The organism is Streptomyces ardesiacus (assembly GCF_003112575.1).
Classification (GTDB): Bacteria; Actinomycetota; Actinomycetes; order Streptomycetales; family Streptomycetaceae; genus Streptomyces; species Streptomyces ardesiacus.
This window is the reverse complement of record NZ_BEWC01000009.1, coordinates 210369-225809: the sequence shown is the minus strand read 5'-3', so window position 1 is coordinate 225809 and position 15441 is coordinate 210369. Positions and strand designations below refer to the sequence as shown.

The following is a 15441-nucleotide window of genomic DNA, read 5'->3' as shown; positions in this document are numbered from 1 at the left end:
TGGCAGTGCCGCCCGGCTCACGACGGGGCCGGCACCGGACCCCGGAGCGTGCGGAGACACCTTGAGTCCTGACGCGTTGATCGCCCACCTCGTGGGCGCATCGGCTCTGATCCTGGTCGCCGCGCATGCGGGCGGCGGGCTGGCCCGGCGGCTCGGGCAGCCCTACATCGTGGGCCAACTGGCGGCGGGCATCGCCCTCGGCCCCTCCCTCCTCGGCGCCCTCGCCCCCCGGGCCTACGACGACCTCTTCCCGGCGGCCATCGGCCCGGCGCTGACCGGGTTCTCCCAGTTCTCCCTGGTGGTGTTCCTGTTCGCGGTGGGGTACGAGCTGGACCTGGCGATCCTCGGTGACCGGGCGCGCGTCTCGGTGACCGTGGCGCTGGCCTCGTTCGTGGTGCCGATGACGGTGGGGTGCGGCGCCGCCCTGCTCTTCCGGGACACGTTGCGCGACCTGGGCGGCGGGCGGGAACTGCCGGCCGCCGCGGTGGTGTTCGCGGGCATCGCCCTGTCGATAACGGCGGTGCCCGTGCTGACCGCGATCGTGCGGGAGAACGGCCTCACCCGCACCGTGCCCGGGGTGGTGGCGGTCTCGGCGGCCGGGATCCTCGACGCCGTGTGCTGGACGGTGCTGGCGGGCACGATGCTCAACAGCGGCGCGGGCGAGGCGGCGTTGGCCTGGCCCTGGCGCGCGGCGCTCGCCGTCGGCTTCGTCACCGTCATGGCGCTCGCGGCCCGGCCGGTGCTGCGCAGGCTGCTGTGGCGCACGCGTCTGGAACCCTCGCTACGGCTGGCGCTGCTCATCGGCTTCGCCCTCGGGTCGGCCTGGGTGACGCACTGGCTCGGACTGCACGTGATCTTCGGAGCGCTGCTCGCGGGGCTGGTGACGCCCCGGGAGGAGGGCGGCACCCTGGACCCGGACCTGCTGCGCCCGCTGCACGAGGTCGGCTCCCTGCTGCTGCCGTTCTTCTTCGTCCTCTCGGGGCAGTCCGTGGCCCTCGACAGCATGTCCGGCACCGGGTGGGCGGTGCTGCTGGCGGTGACGGTGCTGGCGGTCACCACGAAGGTCGGCAGCGGGCTGGTGTCGGCCCGGCTCGGCGGCCTGGACCGGCACGACGCCCGTACCGTCGGGGTGCTGCTCAGCGCCCGGGGTCTGACCGAGCTGATCGCCCTCAACGCCGGCCTGGAGGCGGGGCTGGTCAGCGCGCCGCTCTACACGGTCCTGGTGTTCATGGCGCTCGCCACGACCCTCCTGACCCAGCCGCTCCTCGTGCTGACGCGCCGCCTCGCGGCACGCGACCGCCCCGCGGCGCCGGTCCCCGCCACCGCCCCGCAGCCGTACGCGGCGGCCGAGGGCGGTGTCGAGGGACCGGGACGAGGTGAGTGACGGTCACAGCCGGGGGTCCACCGGCTCCGACTCCAGGGCCAGCACCCCGAACACCGCCTCGTGCACCCGCCACAGCGGCTCCCCGTCCGCGAGGCGGTCCAGGGCCTCCAGGCCGAGGGCGTACTCGCGGACGGCCAGGGACCGCTTGTGGTTCAGGAACCGGTGCCTGAGGCGGGCGAGGTGGTCGGGGCGGGTGTACTCGGGGCCGTAGATGATCCGCAGGTACTCCCGGCCCCGGCACTTGATGCCGGGCTGCACCAGACGGCCCTTGTCGTCGCGCACCAGCGCGCCGAGAGGCTTGACGACCATGCCCTCGCCGCCGCGGCCGGTCATCTCCAGCCACCAGTCGGTCCCGGCCGCCACCGACTCCGGGTCGCCGGTGTCGACGTACAGCCGGCGGGTGGTCTGCAGCAGGCCGCTGCCGTCGTGCTCGACGAGCCGGTCGAGGAGCCCGAGCTGCTCGTCGTGCGGCAGCGCGGCGAGGCTTCGGCCCTGGACGGCGAGGATCTGGAACGGGGCCAGGCGGACGCCGTCCAGGCCGTCGGTGGGCCAGCAGTAGCGGCGGTAGGCGTCGGTGAAGGCGGCCGCGTCGGCGGCCCTGGCGCGCTGGCGGTCGAGGAGGTCGTGCACCTCGACGCCGCGCGCCGCGGCGCCCTCCAGCGCGCCCAGCACGCCGGGGAACACGGCCGCGGAGGCGGCGCCCACGGCGGCGTACTGGGAGCGCAGCAGTCCGGCCGCCTTGAGCGACCACGGCATCAGCTCGGCGTCCAGCAGCAGCCAGTCCGTGGCCAGTTCGTCCCACAGGCCGGCCTCGCCGGCGGCGGTGCGCAGCCGGTCGAGGATCTCCTCGGTGACCGACGCGTCGTCCAGGAAGGGACGGCCGGTACGGGTGTAGAGGGAGCCCGTGACGCCCTCCACGCCGAAGCGGTCGCGGGCCGCCTCCGCGTCGCGGCAGACCAGGACCACCGCCCGCGAACCCATGTGCTTCTCCTCGCACACGACCCGCGCGACGCCGTCCGCCGCGTACTGCGCGAAGGCCTCCCTCGGGTGCTCCAGGTAGCCGTCCACGCCGGAGGTGGCGGTCGGTGCCATGGTCGGCGGGAGGTACGGCAGCAGGCGCGGGTCGGTGGCGAAGCGGCTCATGACCTCCAGGGCCGCCGCCCCGTTCTCCTCGCGTACGGTGATCCGCCCGGCGTGCCGGGTCTCCACCACCCGGCGTCCCCGGACGTCGGCCAGGTCCAGCGGGCGGCCGTCGTGGCCGCCGGGGGCCTCGGTGCGCAGCGGCTTGACCGGCTCGTACCAGACCCGCTCGGCCGGTACGTCGACGATCTCCCGCTCCGGCCAGCGCAGCGCGGTGAGCCGGCCGCCGAAGACGGCGCCGGTGTCCAGGCAGAGGGTGTTGTTCAGCCAGGTCGCCCCCGGGACGGGGGTGTGTCCGTAGACGACGGCCGCACGGCCCCGGTAGTCCTCGGCCCACGGGTAGCGCACGGGCAGGCCGAACTCGTCGGTCTCGCCGGTGGTGTCGCCGTACAGGGCGTGGCCGCGGACCCGGCCCGAGGTGCGGCCGTGGTACTTCTCGGGCAGACCGGCGTGGCAGACCACCAGCCGGCCGCCGTCGAGGACGTAGTGGCTGACCAGGCCGTCGATGAAGTCCCGCACCTCGGCGCGGAACTCCTCGCTCTCCCGCTCCATCTGCGCGACGGTCTCGGCGAGCCCGTGGGTGAGCTGGACCTTGCGGCCCTTCAGGTGGCGGCCGTACTTGTTCTCGTGGTTGCCGGGGACGCACAGGGCGTTGCCCGACCTGACCATGGACATCACGCGGCGCAGCACGCCGGGGCTGTCCGGGCCGCGGTCGACGAGGTCGCCGACGAAGACGGCGGTGCGGCCCTCGGGGTGGACGCCGTCGGTGTAGCCGAGCTTGGCGAGCAGGGTCTCCAGCTCGGTGGCGCAGCCGTGGACGTCGCCGACGATGTCGAAGGGGCCGGTGAGGTGGGTGAGGTCGTTGAAGCGCTTCTCGGTGACGACGGTGGCGTGCTCGACCTCCGCGACGCCGCGCAGCACGTGCACCTTGCGGAAGCCCTCGCGCTCCAGGTGGCGCAGGGAGCGGCGGAGTTCGCGGGTGTGGCGCTGGACGACGCGGCGGGGCATGTCGGCGCGGTCGGCGCGGCCGGCGTTGCGCTCGGCGCAGACCTGCTCGGGCACGTCCAGGACGACGGCGATGGGCAGCACGTCGTGCTTGCGGGCCAGGTCGATCAGTTGACGCCGGGCGTCCTGCTGCACGTTGGTCGCGTCGACGACGGTGCGACGGCCGGCGGCGAGCCGCTTGCCGGCGATGTAGTGCAGGACGTCGAAGGCGTCGCGGCTGGCGCTCTGGTCGTTCTCGTCGTCGGCGACCAGGCCCCGGCAGAAGTCGGAGGAGATGACCTCGGTCGGCGTGAAGTGGCGCTGGGCGAACGTGGACTTGCCGGAGCCGGAGGCGCCGATCAGCACGACGAGGGAGAGGTCGGTGACGGGCAGGGCGCGGGCCCGCACGGGGGTGCGGCTGCTGCCGGTGGTGCTCATGCGGCCTTCGCCTCCTTCTCGGTCGGGGTCGCGGGAGTGGTCAGGGTGAACAGGGCGAGCTGGGTGGGCGGCCCCACCTCGGGGTCGTCGTCACCGACGGGGCGGAACTCCACCGCGTAGCCGTGCCGTTCGGCGACCCGGCCGGCCCAGGTGCGGAACTCCTGGCGGGTCCACTCGAAGCGGTGGTCGCGGTGGCGGACGTGCCCGGCCGGGAGGGTATCCCAGCGCACGTTGTACTCGACGTTGGGCGTGGTGACGACGACGGTGCGGGGGCGGGCCGAGCCGAAGACGGCGTACTCCAGGGCGGGCAGCCTCGGCAGGTCGACGTGCTCGACGACCTCGCTCAGCACGGCCGCGTCGTAGCCCTTGAGGCGCTTGTCGGTGTAGGCGAGGGAGCCCTGGAGGAGCTGGACGCGGGCGGCCTGCCGCTCGCCCATGCGGTCCAGCTTGAGCCGCCGGGAGGCGATGGTCAGGGCGCGCACCGACACGTCCACGCCGACGATCTCGGTGAAGCGCGGCTCCTGGAGCAGTTCGCGCACCAGGTGTCCCTCGCCGCAGCCGAGGTCGAGGACGCGGGCGGCGGCGTGGTCGCGCAGCGCCGTGAGGATCGCCTCGCGGCGCCGCACGGCGAGCGGGGTGGGCCTGGCCTCCTGCTCGGCCTCCGCCTCGACGGCGTTGTCGATCTCCTCGACCTCGCTGTCGTCGGTCTCGGCCAGCCGGATCAGCTCCAGCCGGTCCATCGCCTCGCGGGTCAGGGACCAGCGCCGGGAGAGGTAGCGGCTGGTGATCAGCTTCTGCTCGGGGTGGCCCGGCAGCCAGCCCGCACCGGCCCGCATCAGCTTGTCGACCTCGTCCGGGGAGACCCAGTAGTGCTTGGCGTCGTCCAGCACCGGCAGGAGGACGTACAGGTGGCGCAGGGCGTCGGAGAGGGTGAGCGTCCCGGACTCCAGCACGAGCCGGACGTAACGGGAGTCGCCCCACTCGGGGAACTCCGTGTCCAGCGGCACGGCGTCGACGGCGACCGTCCAGCCGAGCGGCTCGAAGAGGCGGCGTACGAGGCCGGGACCGCCCCGGGCGGGCAGCGCCGGGATCTCGACGCGCAGCGGGAGCGGCCGGGCGGCGCGCTCGGGCCGGGCCTTGCACACGCCGCGCATCGCGCTGGAGAACACGGTGCGCAGCGCCACGGCGAGCAGGGACGAGGCCGCGTACGGACGGTCGTTGACGTACTGCGCGAGGGCCGCGTCGGGGGCGCCGCCGCGGCCCTTGCCCTTGCCACGCCTGACCAGCGCCACCGGATCGACCTCCAGCAGCAGCGCCGCCGTGCAGCGCTGTTCCTCCGCCTCGGGGTAGAGCACGTGGGCCGTGCCGAAGGAGGTGGAGAACGCCTGCGCCCTGCCGGGATGCTTGTGCAGCAGGAAACCGAGGTCGGTCGCGGGGTGCTCGGGGGTACCGGTGGTGGTGACGGTCAGGAACATGGGCCTCTCCGGCCGGGTCGGCGGTGCGACGGACGACTGCTGGGCCGTGCGCGCGAGAGCCCCCGGGGCGGTACCCCGAGGGCTCCGGCGGAACGACGGTCACACGATCGCACAGGGCGGGTGACCGGCGCCTTCGGTTATTCGCGTCGCGGTGCCGGTGCGTCAGGAGAGCTGCGACTGGACCTGGGAGGAGATCAGCTCCAGGTGGTCCAGGTCGTCGAGGTCCAGGATCTGGAGGTAGATCCGCTGGGCGCCGGCCTCGGCGTAGCGGCCGATCTTCTCGACGACCTCGGCCGGGGAGCCCGCGAGGCCGTTGGCCTTCAGCTCCTCGACCTCGCGGCCGATCACGGCGGCGCGGCGGGCGACCTCGGCGTCGTCCTTGCCGACGCAGGCGACCAGCGCGTTGGAGTAGGTGAGGGCGTCGGCCGCCCGGCCGGCCGCCTCGGCGGCGGCCCGTACCCGGCCGAACTGGCGCTCGGTGTCCTCGAGGGAGGCGAACGGCATGTTGAACTCGTCGGCGTACTGGCCGGCCAGCCGCGGGGTGCGGGTGGCGCCGTGGCCGCCGATGAGCACGGGCACCTTGGCCTGCGCGGGCTTGGGCAGCGCGGGCGAGTCGGTCAGGTCGTAGAACGTGCCGTGGAAGTCGAAGGTCTTGCCGGTCTCGGTGGCCCACAGGCCGGTGACGATCGCGAGCTGCTCCTCCAGGCGGCCCATCTTCTCCTTCGGGAAGGGGATGCCGTACGCCTTGTGCTCCTCCTCGAACCAGCCGGAGCCCAGGCCCAGCTCGATGCGGCCGCCCGACATCTGGTCGACCTGGGCGACCTGGATGGCGAGGACGCCGGGCAGCCGGAAGGTGCCCGCGGTCATGAGGGTGCCCAGGCGGATGCGCTTGGTCTCGCGGGCGAGGCCGGCGAGGGTGATCCAGGCGTCGGTGGGGCCGGGGAGGCCGTCCACGGCGCCCATGCGGAGGTAGTGGTCGCTGCGGAAGAAGGCGTCGAAGCCGAGGTCCTCGGTCGCCCTGGCCACGGTGAGCAAGGTGTCGTAGGTCGCCCCCTGCTGGGGCTCGGTGAAGATACGGAGATCCATGCCCACCATCCTGCCTGCTCGGCACGGGTGTCCGGCACAGGCTCCGCTCGCGGCGCGCGGGACGCGGGACCTACCCCGCCTCCCGCTCCGGTAAGTGCGCCTCGCGGTCCGTCAGTTTGCGCAGCATCTCCAGGACCCGGTCCCGGGACTCGTCGGCCGCGTCGATGGCCTCCATGCACTGCCAGTACGTCGCCTCGTCGGCGGCGGCGCAGGCGACGCCCACCAGGGCGATGCCGGTCTCGCCGAGCAGGGTGCCCAGGCGCATCAGGGCCTGCCGGGCGTCGCCCAGTTCGGTGAGCTGGGCGGCGCGCAGCTCGCCCGGGGCCAGCTCCGGGGTGCGCAGCACCCCGCAGCCGCGGCCCGCCAGCTCGGTCAACCCCATGGCCTCGCCCCGCAGTTCGGGCGGGCCGTACACCGCCAGCCGACTGCCGATCGCCTGGGCCAGGGCCTGCACCTGCCACACCTCCGTCAGGACCACCGGCACCTCGCCGCCGGCGGCCAGGGCACGCCCACTCGTCACGATGAGCCGCACAGCGTCCATGCGCTGCCCCCGTCTGTCCGACGCGCCCGTGGCGCGTCCGCCCGAACTCCGTTGTCCACTACCCAGAGTGAAGGTGTGTGGGACGAAAAGCCAGAGGAAGGCGGAAATCTTCGGACACCGTGGTGAATTGTGGCCGGATAGCGACTGCGGAGAGTGATAACGGAGTGGTTGACTCCTCCGCCTCAGCCCTCCGGTTCGCCCGTCGCGGGGGACGCGCCCGGCACGGGGAACCGGGACTCGTTCCGCTCGATCTTCGCCGCGAGCGCGGCCAGCGGGTCGACGCCGAGCACCTCGCAGAACTGGAGCAGGTACGCCAGGACGTCGGCGACCTCGTCCCGGACCCGGTGGGCGGTGTCCGGGTCGGTCATCACACGGGCCGACTGCTCCGGGGTCAACCACTGGAAGATCTCCAGCAGTTCGGAGGCCTCCACGCTGAGGGCCGCGGCCAGGTTCTTGGGGGTGTGGTACGGCTGCCAGTCGCGGGCGGCGGCGAACTCGGCCAGTCTGCGCCGCAGGGCCGCGAGGTCACGGGGATGATCGGTCACGGTCCAGGTGTACCACCGTGACGCCGCCCGCCCCGTCCCCGCCCGGCGTCCCCGCCTCCCCGACCGCGTCCGCCGCCCACGACGCGTCGGCGACCGCCCCGACGAAGCCGATGTGCCCCCGGTCGCACATCCGCGCCGCCAGCCGGAGCAGTTCGGCGCGCTGGTGCGGGTCCAGCCCGCGGTCGAAGCCGTCGGCGAGGACGGTGAGCGTCTGCAGCGCGGCGGGCACCTCCCCGGCCGGGTCGACCTCCAGCACCCCGGGTCCGGTGAACAGCACCAGCGTGAGGGCGAGGTAGCGCAGTTCGCCGTAGCCGAGCCGGGCGAGGCCGGTGCGGGTGCCGTCGCCCCGGTCGATCAGCGCGCGGACCACGCCGCCGAGGTCCGGTTCGGCCAGGACGTCCTCGACGGCGCCCGCGCATCCGGTGCGCACCGCCGCGACGAACTGCGCGTGCCGCCGGCCGCACTCGGCGCGGGTGCGCCACAGCACGTCGGCGAGGTTGTCGCAGCCGCCGAGCAGCCGCCCGGAGCCGCTGGGCACGGGCTCGCGCATCCGGCCCGGCCGCGGGTCGCAGGCGAAGACGGAGCGCAGGGCCACCACCATCTGCTCGGCCGCCGCCAGCACCCTGCGCTGCCCGTCCGTCTTGCCGGCCACCCGCAGCGGCAGCAGCGGCGTGCCGAGCCGGTCGTCGGGCAGGGGGGCGCGGGTGACGGGCGCCGATCCGGCCGTGTGCCAGGCCGCCTGCACGGTGCGGCGGCCCGGGTCGCGCAGGGCCGTCTGCAGGAGCACGACGCCGTCGGCCGACAGCCGCTCCCCCACGATGCGCAGTTCGGGCTCGGCCTGCACGGCGACGTCCAGGTGCACCGGCCCCTCGGCTCCGTCGGCCGTGCAGCCGATGCGAAAGCCCCGGCGGCGCTGCGCGTCGGGCCGGGACCGCTCGGGCACGCAGGCCCCCGGGTCCGGGAACACCGCGGCGAGTTCCGCACCGCCGCCGAGCCGTGCCAGGGCGTCGTAGGCCCTGAGCGCGCTGGTCTTGCCGCTGCCGCTGGGCCCGGCGAGCAGGGTGAGCGGCCCTAGCCGCAGCACCGCGCGCCGGTGCCCGGCGTAGGCGGCCAGCCTCAGCTGGGTGACGCGGGGACGGCCGGCGAGCGCCACGGCGGACGCCGCCGACGCGGAGGACCCGGGTAAGCCGGGGGATGCCGGTGACGCGGAGGACGCAGGTGACGCTGCCATATGCGGACCGTAGGGCTCCGCCGGGCGGCGAACCGTTTTGCCGGGACGGCTTTCCTACGATCGGGGGACCCGGCGGCCGGGGCCGCCGGGCGGCCGTCACATGCCGGTGACCCCCACCGCGCCCTCCATCAGCCCGTTCACCTCGGTCCCCGCCGGGGTCAGCAGGAAGACGTTGCGGTCGACCCGGTGCATCCCGCTGGCCAGGCCGAAGACGACGCCGGTGCTGAAGTCCAGGACCCGCTTGGCGACCTCGCCCTCGGCACTGGTCAGGTCCAGGAGGACCGGGATGCCCGACATCAGGGTCTCGGCGACCTCCCGGGCGTCCGCGAACACGTTGACCCGCAGGACGACGAACCGGCGGCGCCGCTCCGTCTCCGCCTCCGGCATCGCCCGGTGGCCGACCGAAGAGGGCCAGGCATCGCGTCCGCGCAAGGGAACGACCTGGGCGAGCCCTTCCCACTGTTCATCGGTGACGTCGTGGCTGTTCACCGGCTCCCCCCGATTCCACTCGCCTTCATTGCGTGCACCAGCCAATTCTTACGCCAAGTCACCCGTTCGGCCCAACAGCGACACGGTTGGCGACGCTCCGTGTCCGGTGGTTGCGCGGCGCGGGGCGGGGTACTCAGCGACGGCCGCCGCGCCCGGCGGGTGCCACCGGTGCGCCGGCGGACGTACACCGTCACACGGAGGAGTGCCCATGGGTGCGCTGGATCTGCCCGAGCCCGTCACGCGCGAAGGGGCACCTGCGCCCGTCGACACCGCCGCGCTGCAGGCGGCCCTGCACGACCGGGTGGACGGGGAGATCCGCTTCGACGCCGGGAGCCGGGCCGCCTACTCCACGGACGCGTCGAACTTCCGGCAGACGCCCCTCGGCGTGGTCGTCCCGCGCACCCCGGAGGCCGGCGCCGAGGCGGTGGCCGTGGCGCGGGAGTTCGGCGCGCCCGTGCTCTCGCGCGGCGGCGGGACGAGCCTGGCCGGGCAGTGCACCAACGCGGGTGTGGTCCTCGACTGGTCGAAGTACTGCACGCGGGTGGAGTCGGTGGACGCCGACGCCCGCACCTGCGTCGTCCAGCCCGGGATCGTGCTGGACGACCTGAACCGGCAGCTCGCGCCGTACGGCCTGCGCTACGGTCCCGAGCCCGCCACGCACGCCAACTGCACCCTCGGCGGCATGATCGGCAACAACTCCTGCGGCGCCACCGCGCAGGCGCACGGCAAGGTCGTGGACAACATCGCCCGCCTGGAGGTGCTGCTGTACGACGGCACCCGCTTCTGGTGCGGGGAGACCAGCGACGAGGAGTACGCCGAGATCGAGCGGCAGGGCGATCTGCGGGCGACCGTCTACCGGCGGCTGCGCGCGCTGCGTGACACCTACGGGGACGAGATCCGCCGCCGGTTCCCCGACGTTCCGCGCCGGGTCTCGGGCTACAACCTGGACTCGCTGCTGCCGGAGTACGGCTTCGACGTGGCCGGACTGCTGGTGGGCAGCGAGTCGACGCTGGTCACCGTGGTGCGGGCGGAGCTGGAACTGGTGCCGGTGGTGAAGGAACGCTCCCTGCTGGTGCTGGGGTTCGACAGCATCGACAAGGCCGCCGACGCGGTGCCCGACATCCTGCCGCACGAGCCGATCGCGCTGGAGGGCGTCGACGCCCGGCTGGTCCGCGACGAGCGGATCAAGCACCTCAACCCGCGGGCGCTGGCCCAGATGCCCGAGGGAAACGCCTACCTGATGGTGCAGTTCGGAGGGGACACCGTCGAGGAGGCCGACTCCCGGGCGCACCGGCTGCTGGAGGCCGTGCACCGCTCCGAGCACGATGCCGACTGCGCGTTCCTGGACGACCCGGCGCACGAACAGGACCTGTGGCAGGTCCGGGAGGCCGGGCTCGGCGCCACCGCGCACATCCCGGGCAAGCCCGACACCTTCGAGGGCTGGGAGGACTCGGCGGTCTCCCCCGACCGGCTGGGCGACTACCTGCGGCGGCTGCGCGCCCTGTTCGAGGAGTTCGGGTACCTGAGCGACACCGGTCCGAGCCTGTACGGCCACTTCGGCCAGGGCTGCGTGCACACCCGGATCCCGTTCGACCTGTACACCGCCGACGGGGTGGCGGCGTACCGGCGGTTCATGGAGCGGGCGGCCGATCTCGTCGTCGAGTTCGGCGGTTCGCTCTCCGGCGAGCACGGGGACGGGCAGAGCCGGGGCGAGCTGCTCTCCCGGATGTTCGGGGACCGGCTGGTGGAGGCGTTCGGGCGGCTCAAGGCCGTCTTCGACCCGGACAACCGGATGAACCCGGGGAAGGTCGTCGCGCCGTACGGGCTGGACGAGAATCTGCGCCTCGGCGGTGACTGGGCCCCGTTCGAGCCCCGGGACCTGCACTTCCGGTTCCCCCACGACGGGGGTTCGTTCGCGCAGGCGGCCAACCGCTGCGTGGGCGTCGGCAAGTGCCGCCAGCACACCAGTGACGGCACGGTGATGTGCCCGTCGTACCAGGTGACCCGGGAGGAGGAGCACTCGACGCGGGGGCGGGCCCGGCTGCTGTTCGAGATGCTCGACGGGCACGGGGACGGCGCGATCCGGGACGGCTGGCGCTCGGAGGCCGTCAAGGACGCCCTGGATCTGTGCCTGGCCTGCAAGGGCTGCAAGAAGGACTGCCCGGCGGACGTGGACATGGCCACCTACAAGGCGGAGTTCCTCTCCCACCACTACGCGGGCCGGCCGTGGCGCAGGCCGCGTTCGGACTGGTCGATGGGCTGGCTGCCGGCCCTCGCCCAGGTGGTGGGCCGCACCCGGCTGGGGCCGGTCGTCAACGCGCTCACGCACGCCCCGCTGCTGTCGAAGGCGGCGGTGTGGGCGGCGGGGGTGGCGGACCGGGAGGTGCCGCTGTTCGCGGAGCGGACGTTCGAGCAGTGGTTCGCGGACCACGAACCGGAGGGCGACGGGCACCGCGGGTCCGTGCTGCTGTGGCCGGACACCTTCACCAACCACTTCCACCCGCACATCGGCAGGGCGGCCGTACGGGTCCTCGAACACGCGGGCTGGCGGGTGCGGTTGCCCGAGGAGCCGCTGTGCTGCGGGCTGACCTGGATCTCCACGGGGCAGCTCGGCACGGCGGAGAAGGTCCTCACCCGGACCGTGCGCGCCCTGGCCGGGCACGTCCGCGCCGGCGGCCTGGTCGTGGCGCTGGAGCCGAGCTGCACGGCCGTGTTCCGGGCGGACGCGGCGGAACTCTTCCCCGGCGACCAGGACGTGCTGCGGCTGGCCGGTCAGACGGTGACCCTCTCGGAGCTGCTCACCGAGCACTCCCCCGGCTACGAGCCGCCGAGGGTGCCCGAGCGCTCCGCGCGTGCGCTGGCCCAGGTGCACTGCCACCAGCACGCGGTACTGGGCTGGGAGGCCGACCGGGAGCTGCTGCGCCGGGCCGGTGTGGACGCGCAGCGGCTGGACTCCGGCTGCTGCGGGCTGGCCGGCAACTTCGGCTTCGAGCGCGGTCACCTGGACGTCAGCGAGGCCTGCGCGGAGCGGGTGCTGCTGCCCCGGCTGCGGGCGGAGGACGAGTCGACCGTCGTCCTCGCGGACGGGTTCAGCTGCCGCACCCAGATCCACGAGTTCGACAGCGGCGGCCACGAGGGCGTGCACCTCGCGGAGTTGCTGGCCTCGGCCCTGCCGGGCGGCCCCGGGGCCGCGGGCAGCGCGTACGGCACCGCGCCGGGCGCCCGTCCGGCGGTCCCGGGCCGCCGGGCCCGGGTCCTGGCCCTCGCGGGCGCGGCGGCCGCCGCACTGGGGACGGCGGGCGCGGCGTCGGTCCTGGCCCGGAGCCTGCGCCGCCGCTGAGCCCCCGGCCGCCGGGCCGGGGGGGACGGGGCGTCAGACGCGGGACGCGTGCTCCTGCCGGCTGGCCAGGGCCCAGATGACGAACACGTCGATCGCCATCATGACCACGGACCAGACGGGCGAGTACGGCAGGAACAGGAACTGGGCGATCAGGCTCAGCGAGGCGAGGACGATGCCCGTGATGCGCGCCCAGGTCATGTCCCTGAGCAGGCTGTACCCGGTGACGAGCACGAGGGCGCCGAGGACGACGTGGACGATCCCCCAGCCGGTGAGGTTCATCTTGTAGACGTAGGCGCCGATATGCGCGTACACGTCGTTCTCGGCGATGGCCGCGATGCCCTGCAGGATGGTGAGGGCGCCGCTCAGCAGGAGCAGGACGCCCGCGAAGACGACACCGCCGGTCACCCAGCCGCTGGTGCGGTCGTCCGGACGCCGGGCCCAGGAGGGGTCGCCGCCGTGCGACGGCCGGCCGGAAGGGGATTCGGCGTGCTGGCTCATGAGCGGAGTCCTTTCTGTGTCCCCCGTACGGGGCAACTCCCCACCGGCGCGAACGGCACCGACAGGTCTGTACGAGCGTGCGGGCCGCCGCGCTCCCCGGCCACGCGGGCCCACCGAACGGGTGAGCCACGCGCCGGCCGTGCGCGTGCGGGTGCCCGTGAACTCGCGTTGACTGAGGCCACCCACGACCGCGGGTGACCGACGGAGCGCGGGCGCGAGCGGGAACCGGTGCGGAAGAAGGAGGGCGCGTGAGGAGTCGGCCGCTGTCCCGACGGGGGGCGCTGTCCCGGCGCGGGCCGCACGCGCGGGTTCCGTGACCGCGCCCGCCGACGCCGTGCCGGAGCGGGCCGAGCAGTCGCTGCGGCAGACGCTGCTCAGCCCCGGGTACCGGCGGCTGTTGCTGCTCTGCGTGCTGCTGGGTGTTCCCGTCGCGCTGGCCTGCTTCTTCTTCGTCGGGTTCCAGCACGAGCTGCAGCACTGGGTGTGGACCTCGCTGCCCGAGGCGGTCGGGTACGACACCCCGCCCTGGTGGTGGCCGCTGCCCGCGCTGGTGCTCGCCGGGCTGGTCCTGGCGCCGATCGTGACCCGGATGCCGGGCGGCGGCGGCCACCTCCCGGTGGACGGCCTGGGCGGCGCGCCCGTCGGCCCCCGTGCCCTGCCCGGCGCGGTGCTCGCCGCGCTGGCGACGCTGCCGCTCGGCGTGGTGCTGGGCCCCGAGGCCCCGCTCATGGCCGTCGGCAGCGGGCTCGCCCTGCTGGCGGTGCGGCGGCGGACGGGCGTGGATCAGCGGGCGAGCGCGATCCTCGCCACGGCCGGTTCCACCGCCGCGATCTCCACCATCCTCGGCGGCCCGATCGCGGCGGCGGTCCTGCTCATCGAGGGGGCGGGGCTCGCCGGGACCCAGCTCGTCGCCCTGCTGCTGCCCTGTCTGCTGGCCAGCGCGACGGGCGCCCTGGTCTTCACCGGCTTCGGGCAGTGGACGGGGCTGAAGATCGGCGCGCTGTCCCTGCCCGACCTGCCGCCGCAGGCCGGTCCCGACGCGGGCGACTTCCTGTGGGGACTGCCCACGGCCGCCCTGATCGCCGTCCTGGTCACGCTGGCCCGCGCGCTGGGCCGCCGCACCGTCACCTGGACGCGGCACCGCACCGCCGCCCGCACCGTCGCCTGCGCCACCGCGGTCGGCGTCTGCGTCGCCGCGTACGCGCTGATCACCGGCCGCAACCCGGCCGAGGCCGCGCTGTCCGGCCAGGCCACCCTCGCCCAGCTCGCCGCGCACCCGCACGCCTGGTCCGTGGGGGCGCTGGTCGCGCTGGTCGCGTGCAAGGGGCTGGCCTGGGGCATCGCGCTGGGGTCCCTGCGCGGCGGCCCGATCTTCCCGTCCGTACTGCTGGGCGCGGCGACCGCCCTGGCCTGCTCCGGGCTGCCCGGGTTCGGCACGACCCCGGCCCTCGCCCTCGGCATCTCGGCCGCCGCGGCGGCGGTGACCGGGCTGCCGCTGGGCAGCGCGGTCCTGGCGGTGCTGCTGATGGGCCGGGACGCCCACGACCAGATGCCGCTGATCGTCATGGCGTCGGTCGTCTCCTTCGTCGTGGCCCAAGTGGTGCGCCGGGACGGGGCGGGCACGAGGAAGGCGCCGGCGACGGGGGCGGAGCGGTGACCGGCCGGACGGGCCCCACGCCCCCGGACCCGGCCGACCCGCCCCACGACAGCGAAGCGCCCCGCCCCACCGGGTGGGCCGCCGGGTGGGCCGCCGTCCGGCCCTGGCTCGTCCGGACCGGGATCGCGGCCGCCGTGGTCGTGGCCTACTTCCTGCTTCCCCTCGACCAACTGGGCCCGCAGCGGCCCGTGCTGAGCTGGGCGCTGTTCGCCGTGCTGCTCACCGCCGTGGCCGTGGCGCTGCTCCGGCAGATCCGGCACGTCCTCCTCAACCGTCCGGACACCCGGCCCGGGGTGGTCATCTCCCTGCTGATCGTCCTGTCCGTGCACGTCTTCTCGGCCGGGTACTACGCCCTCGCCAAGCAGCCCGGCGAGTTCAACGGGCTGCACACCAAGATCGACGCGCTGTACTTCACCGTGGTGACGCTCGCCACCGTCGGGTACGGCGACATCACGCCGCGGGGACAGGCCGCACGCGTGGTGGCCGTCCTCCAGATCACGTACAGCTTCGTCTTCCTCACCGCCGCCGCGACCGCGCTGACCACCCGGATGCGGGACATGGTGGTCCGGCGTCCCGAGCGGGGCCGGTCCCGCTGACGTGCCCTCGGAGGCCGCGCGGCGGCGGGGCTGCTGC

12 protein-coding genes are annotated in these 15441 nt (G+C 74.4%); 4 read left to right on the top strand and 8 right to left on the bottom strand.

Going from position 1 to position 15441, the window contains the following annotated elements:
- Positions 1-61: 61 nt before the first annotated feature.
- Complete coding sequence (locus Sdi02f_RS29735; RefSeq protein WP_031185767.1) at positions 62-1384, top strand: cation:proton antiporter; 1323 nt, start codon at positions 62-64, stop codon at positions 1382-1384.
- A gap of 3 nt (positions 1385-1387) precedes the next feature.
- Here the strand turns inward: Sdi02f_RS29735 and Sdi02f_RS29730 are convergent, their stop codons facing one another.
- From Sdi02f_RS29730 to Sdi02f_RS29700, 7 genes are all read right to left on the bottom strand, one after another.
- The gene (locus Sdi02f_RS29730) at positions 1388-3946 is read right to left on the bottom strand and encodes a polynucleotide kinase-phosphatase (RefSeq protein WP_167458272.1); all 2559 of its coding nucleotides are present in this window, start codon (positions 3944-3946) and stop codon (positions 1388-1390) included.
- The gene (locus Sdi02f_RS29725; RefSeq protein ID WP_108934341.1) at positions 3943-5421 is read right to left on the bottom strand and encodes a 3' terminal RNA ribose 2'-O-methyltransferase Hen1; all 1479 of its coding nucleotides are present in this window, start codon (positions 5419-5421) and stop codon (positions 3943-3945) included. Before Sdi02f_RS29725 ends, Sdi02f_RS29730 begins: the two co-directional genes overlap by 4 nt.
- Before the next feature lie 162 nt (positions 5422-5583).
- A complete protein-coding gene (locus Sdi02f_RS29720; protein ID WP_030402488.1) occupies positions 5584-6507 on the bottom strand; it encodes an LLM class F420-dependent oxidoreductase in 924 nt (307 codons plus the stop codon).
- A 70-nt stretch (positions 6508-6577) separates the two neighbouring features.
- Positions 6578-7048, bottom strand: a complete 471-nt coding sequence (locus Sdi02f_RS29715) for a DUF6099 family protein (protein ID WP_030402489.1) — start codon at positions 7046-7048, stop codon at positions 6578-6580.
- Between the two features lie 182 nt (positions 7049-7230).
- Positions 7231-7593, bottom strand: coding sequence for a nucleotide pyrophosphohydrolase (locus Sdi02f_RS29710; RefSeq protein WP_030402490.1), 363 nt, complete (start codon positions 7591-7593; stop codon positions 7231-7233).
- Complete coding sequence (locus tag Sdi02f_RS29705) at positions 7574-8824, bottom strand: AAA family ATPase (protein ID WP_030402491.1); 1251 nt, start codon at positions 8822-8824, stop codon at positions 7574-7576. Before Sdi02f_RS29705 ends, Sdi02f_RS29710 begins: the two co-directional genes overlap by 20 nt.
- A 96-nt stretch (positions 8825-8920) precedes the next feature.
- Positions 8921-9313: a cell division protein SepF gene (locus Sdi02f_RS29700; RefSeq protein WP_030402492.1), complete on the bottom strand. Its 393-nt coding sequence runs from the start codon at positions 9311-9313 to the stop codon at positions 8921-8923.
- 208 nt (positions 9314-9521) lie between these two features.
- Here Sdi02f_RS29700 and Sdi02f_RS29695 point away from each other — a divergent pair, with 208 nt between their 5' ends.
- Positions 9522-12653 (top strand): FAD-binding and (Fe-S)-binding domain-containing protein, encoded by a 3132-nt coding sequence (locus tag Sdi02f_RS29695; RefSeq protein ID WP_108934340.1) that lies wholly within the window; start codon positions 9522-9524, stop codon positions 12651-12653.
- A gap of 33 nt (positions 12654-12686) precedes the next feature.
- On the opposite strand, the gene Sdi02f_RS29690 is transcribed toward Sdi02f_RS29695, so the two are convergent.
- Complete coding sequence (locus Sdi02f_RS29690) at positions 12687-13151, bottom strand: DUF7144 family membrane protein (protein WP_108934339.1); 465 nt, start codon at positions 13149-13151, stop codon at positions 12687-12689.
- Between the two features lie 313 nt (positions 13152-13464).
- On the opposite strand from Sdi02f_RS29690, the gene Sdi02f_RS29685 reads away from it, so the two are divergent.
- Complete coding sequence (locus Sdi02f_RS29685; RefSeq protein WP_108934338.1) at positions 13465-14808, top strand: chloride channel protein; 1344 nt, start codon at positions 13465-13467, stop codon at positions 14806-14808.
- Positions 14805-15404, top strand: coding sequence for a potassium channel family protein (locus tag Sdi02f_RS29680; RefSeq protein ID WP_370592497.1), 600 nt, complete (start codon positions 14805-14807; stop codon positions 15402-15404). The genes Sdi02f_RS29685 and Sdi02f_RS29680 overlap by 4 nt, the downstream gene beginning before the upstream one ends.
- Positions 15405-15441 lie beyond the last annotated feature (37 nt).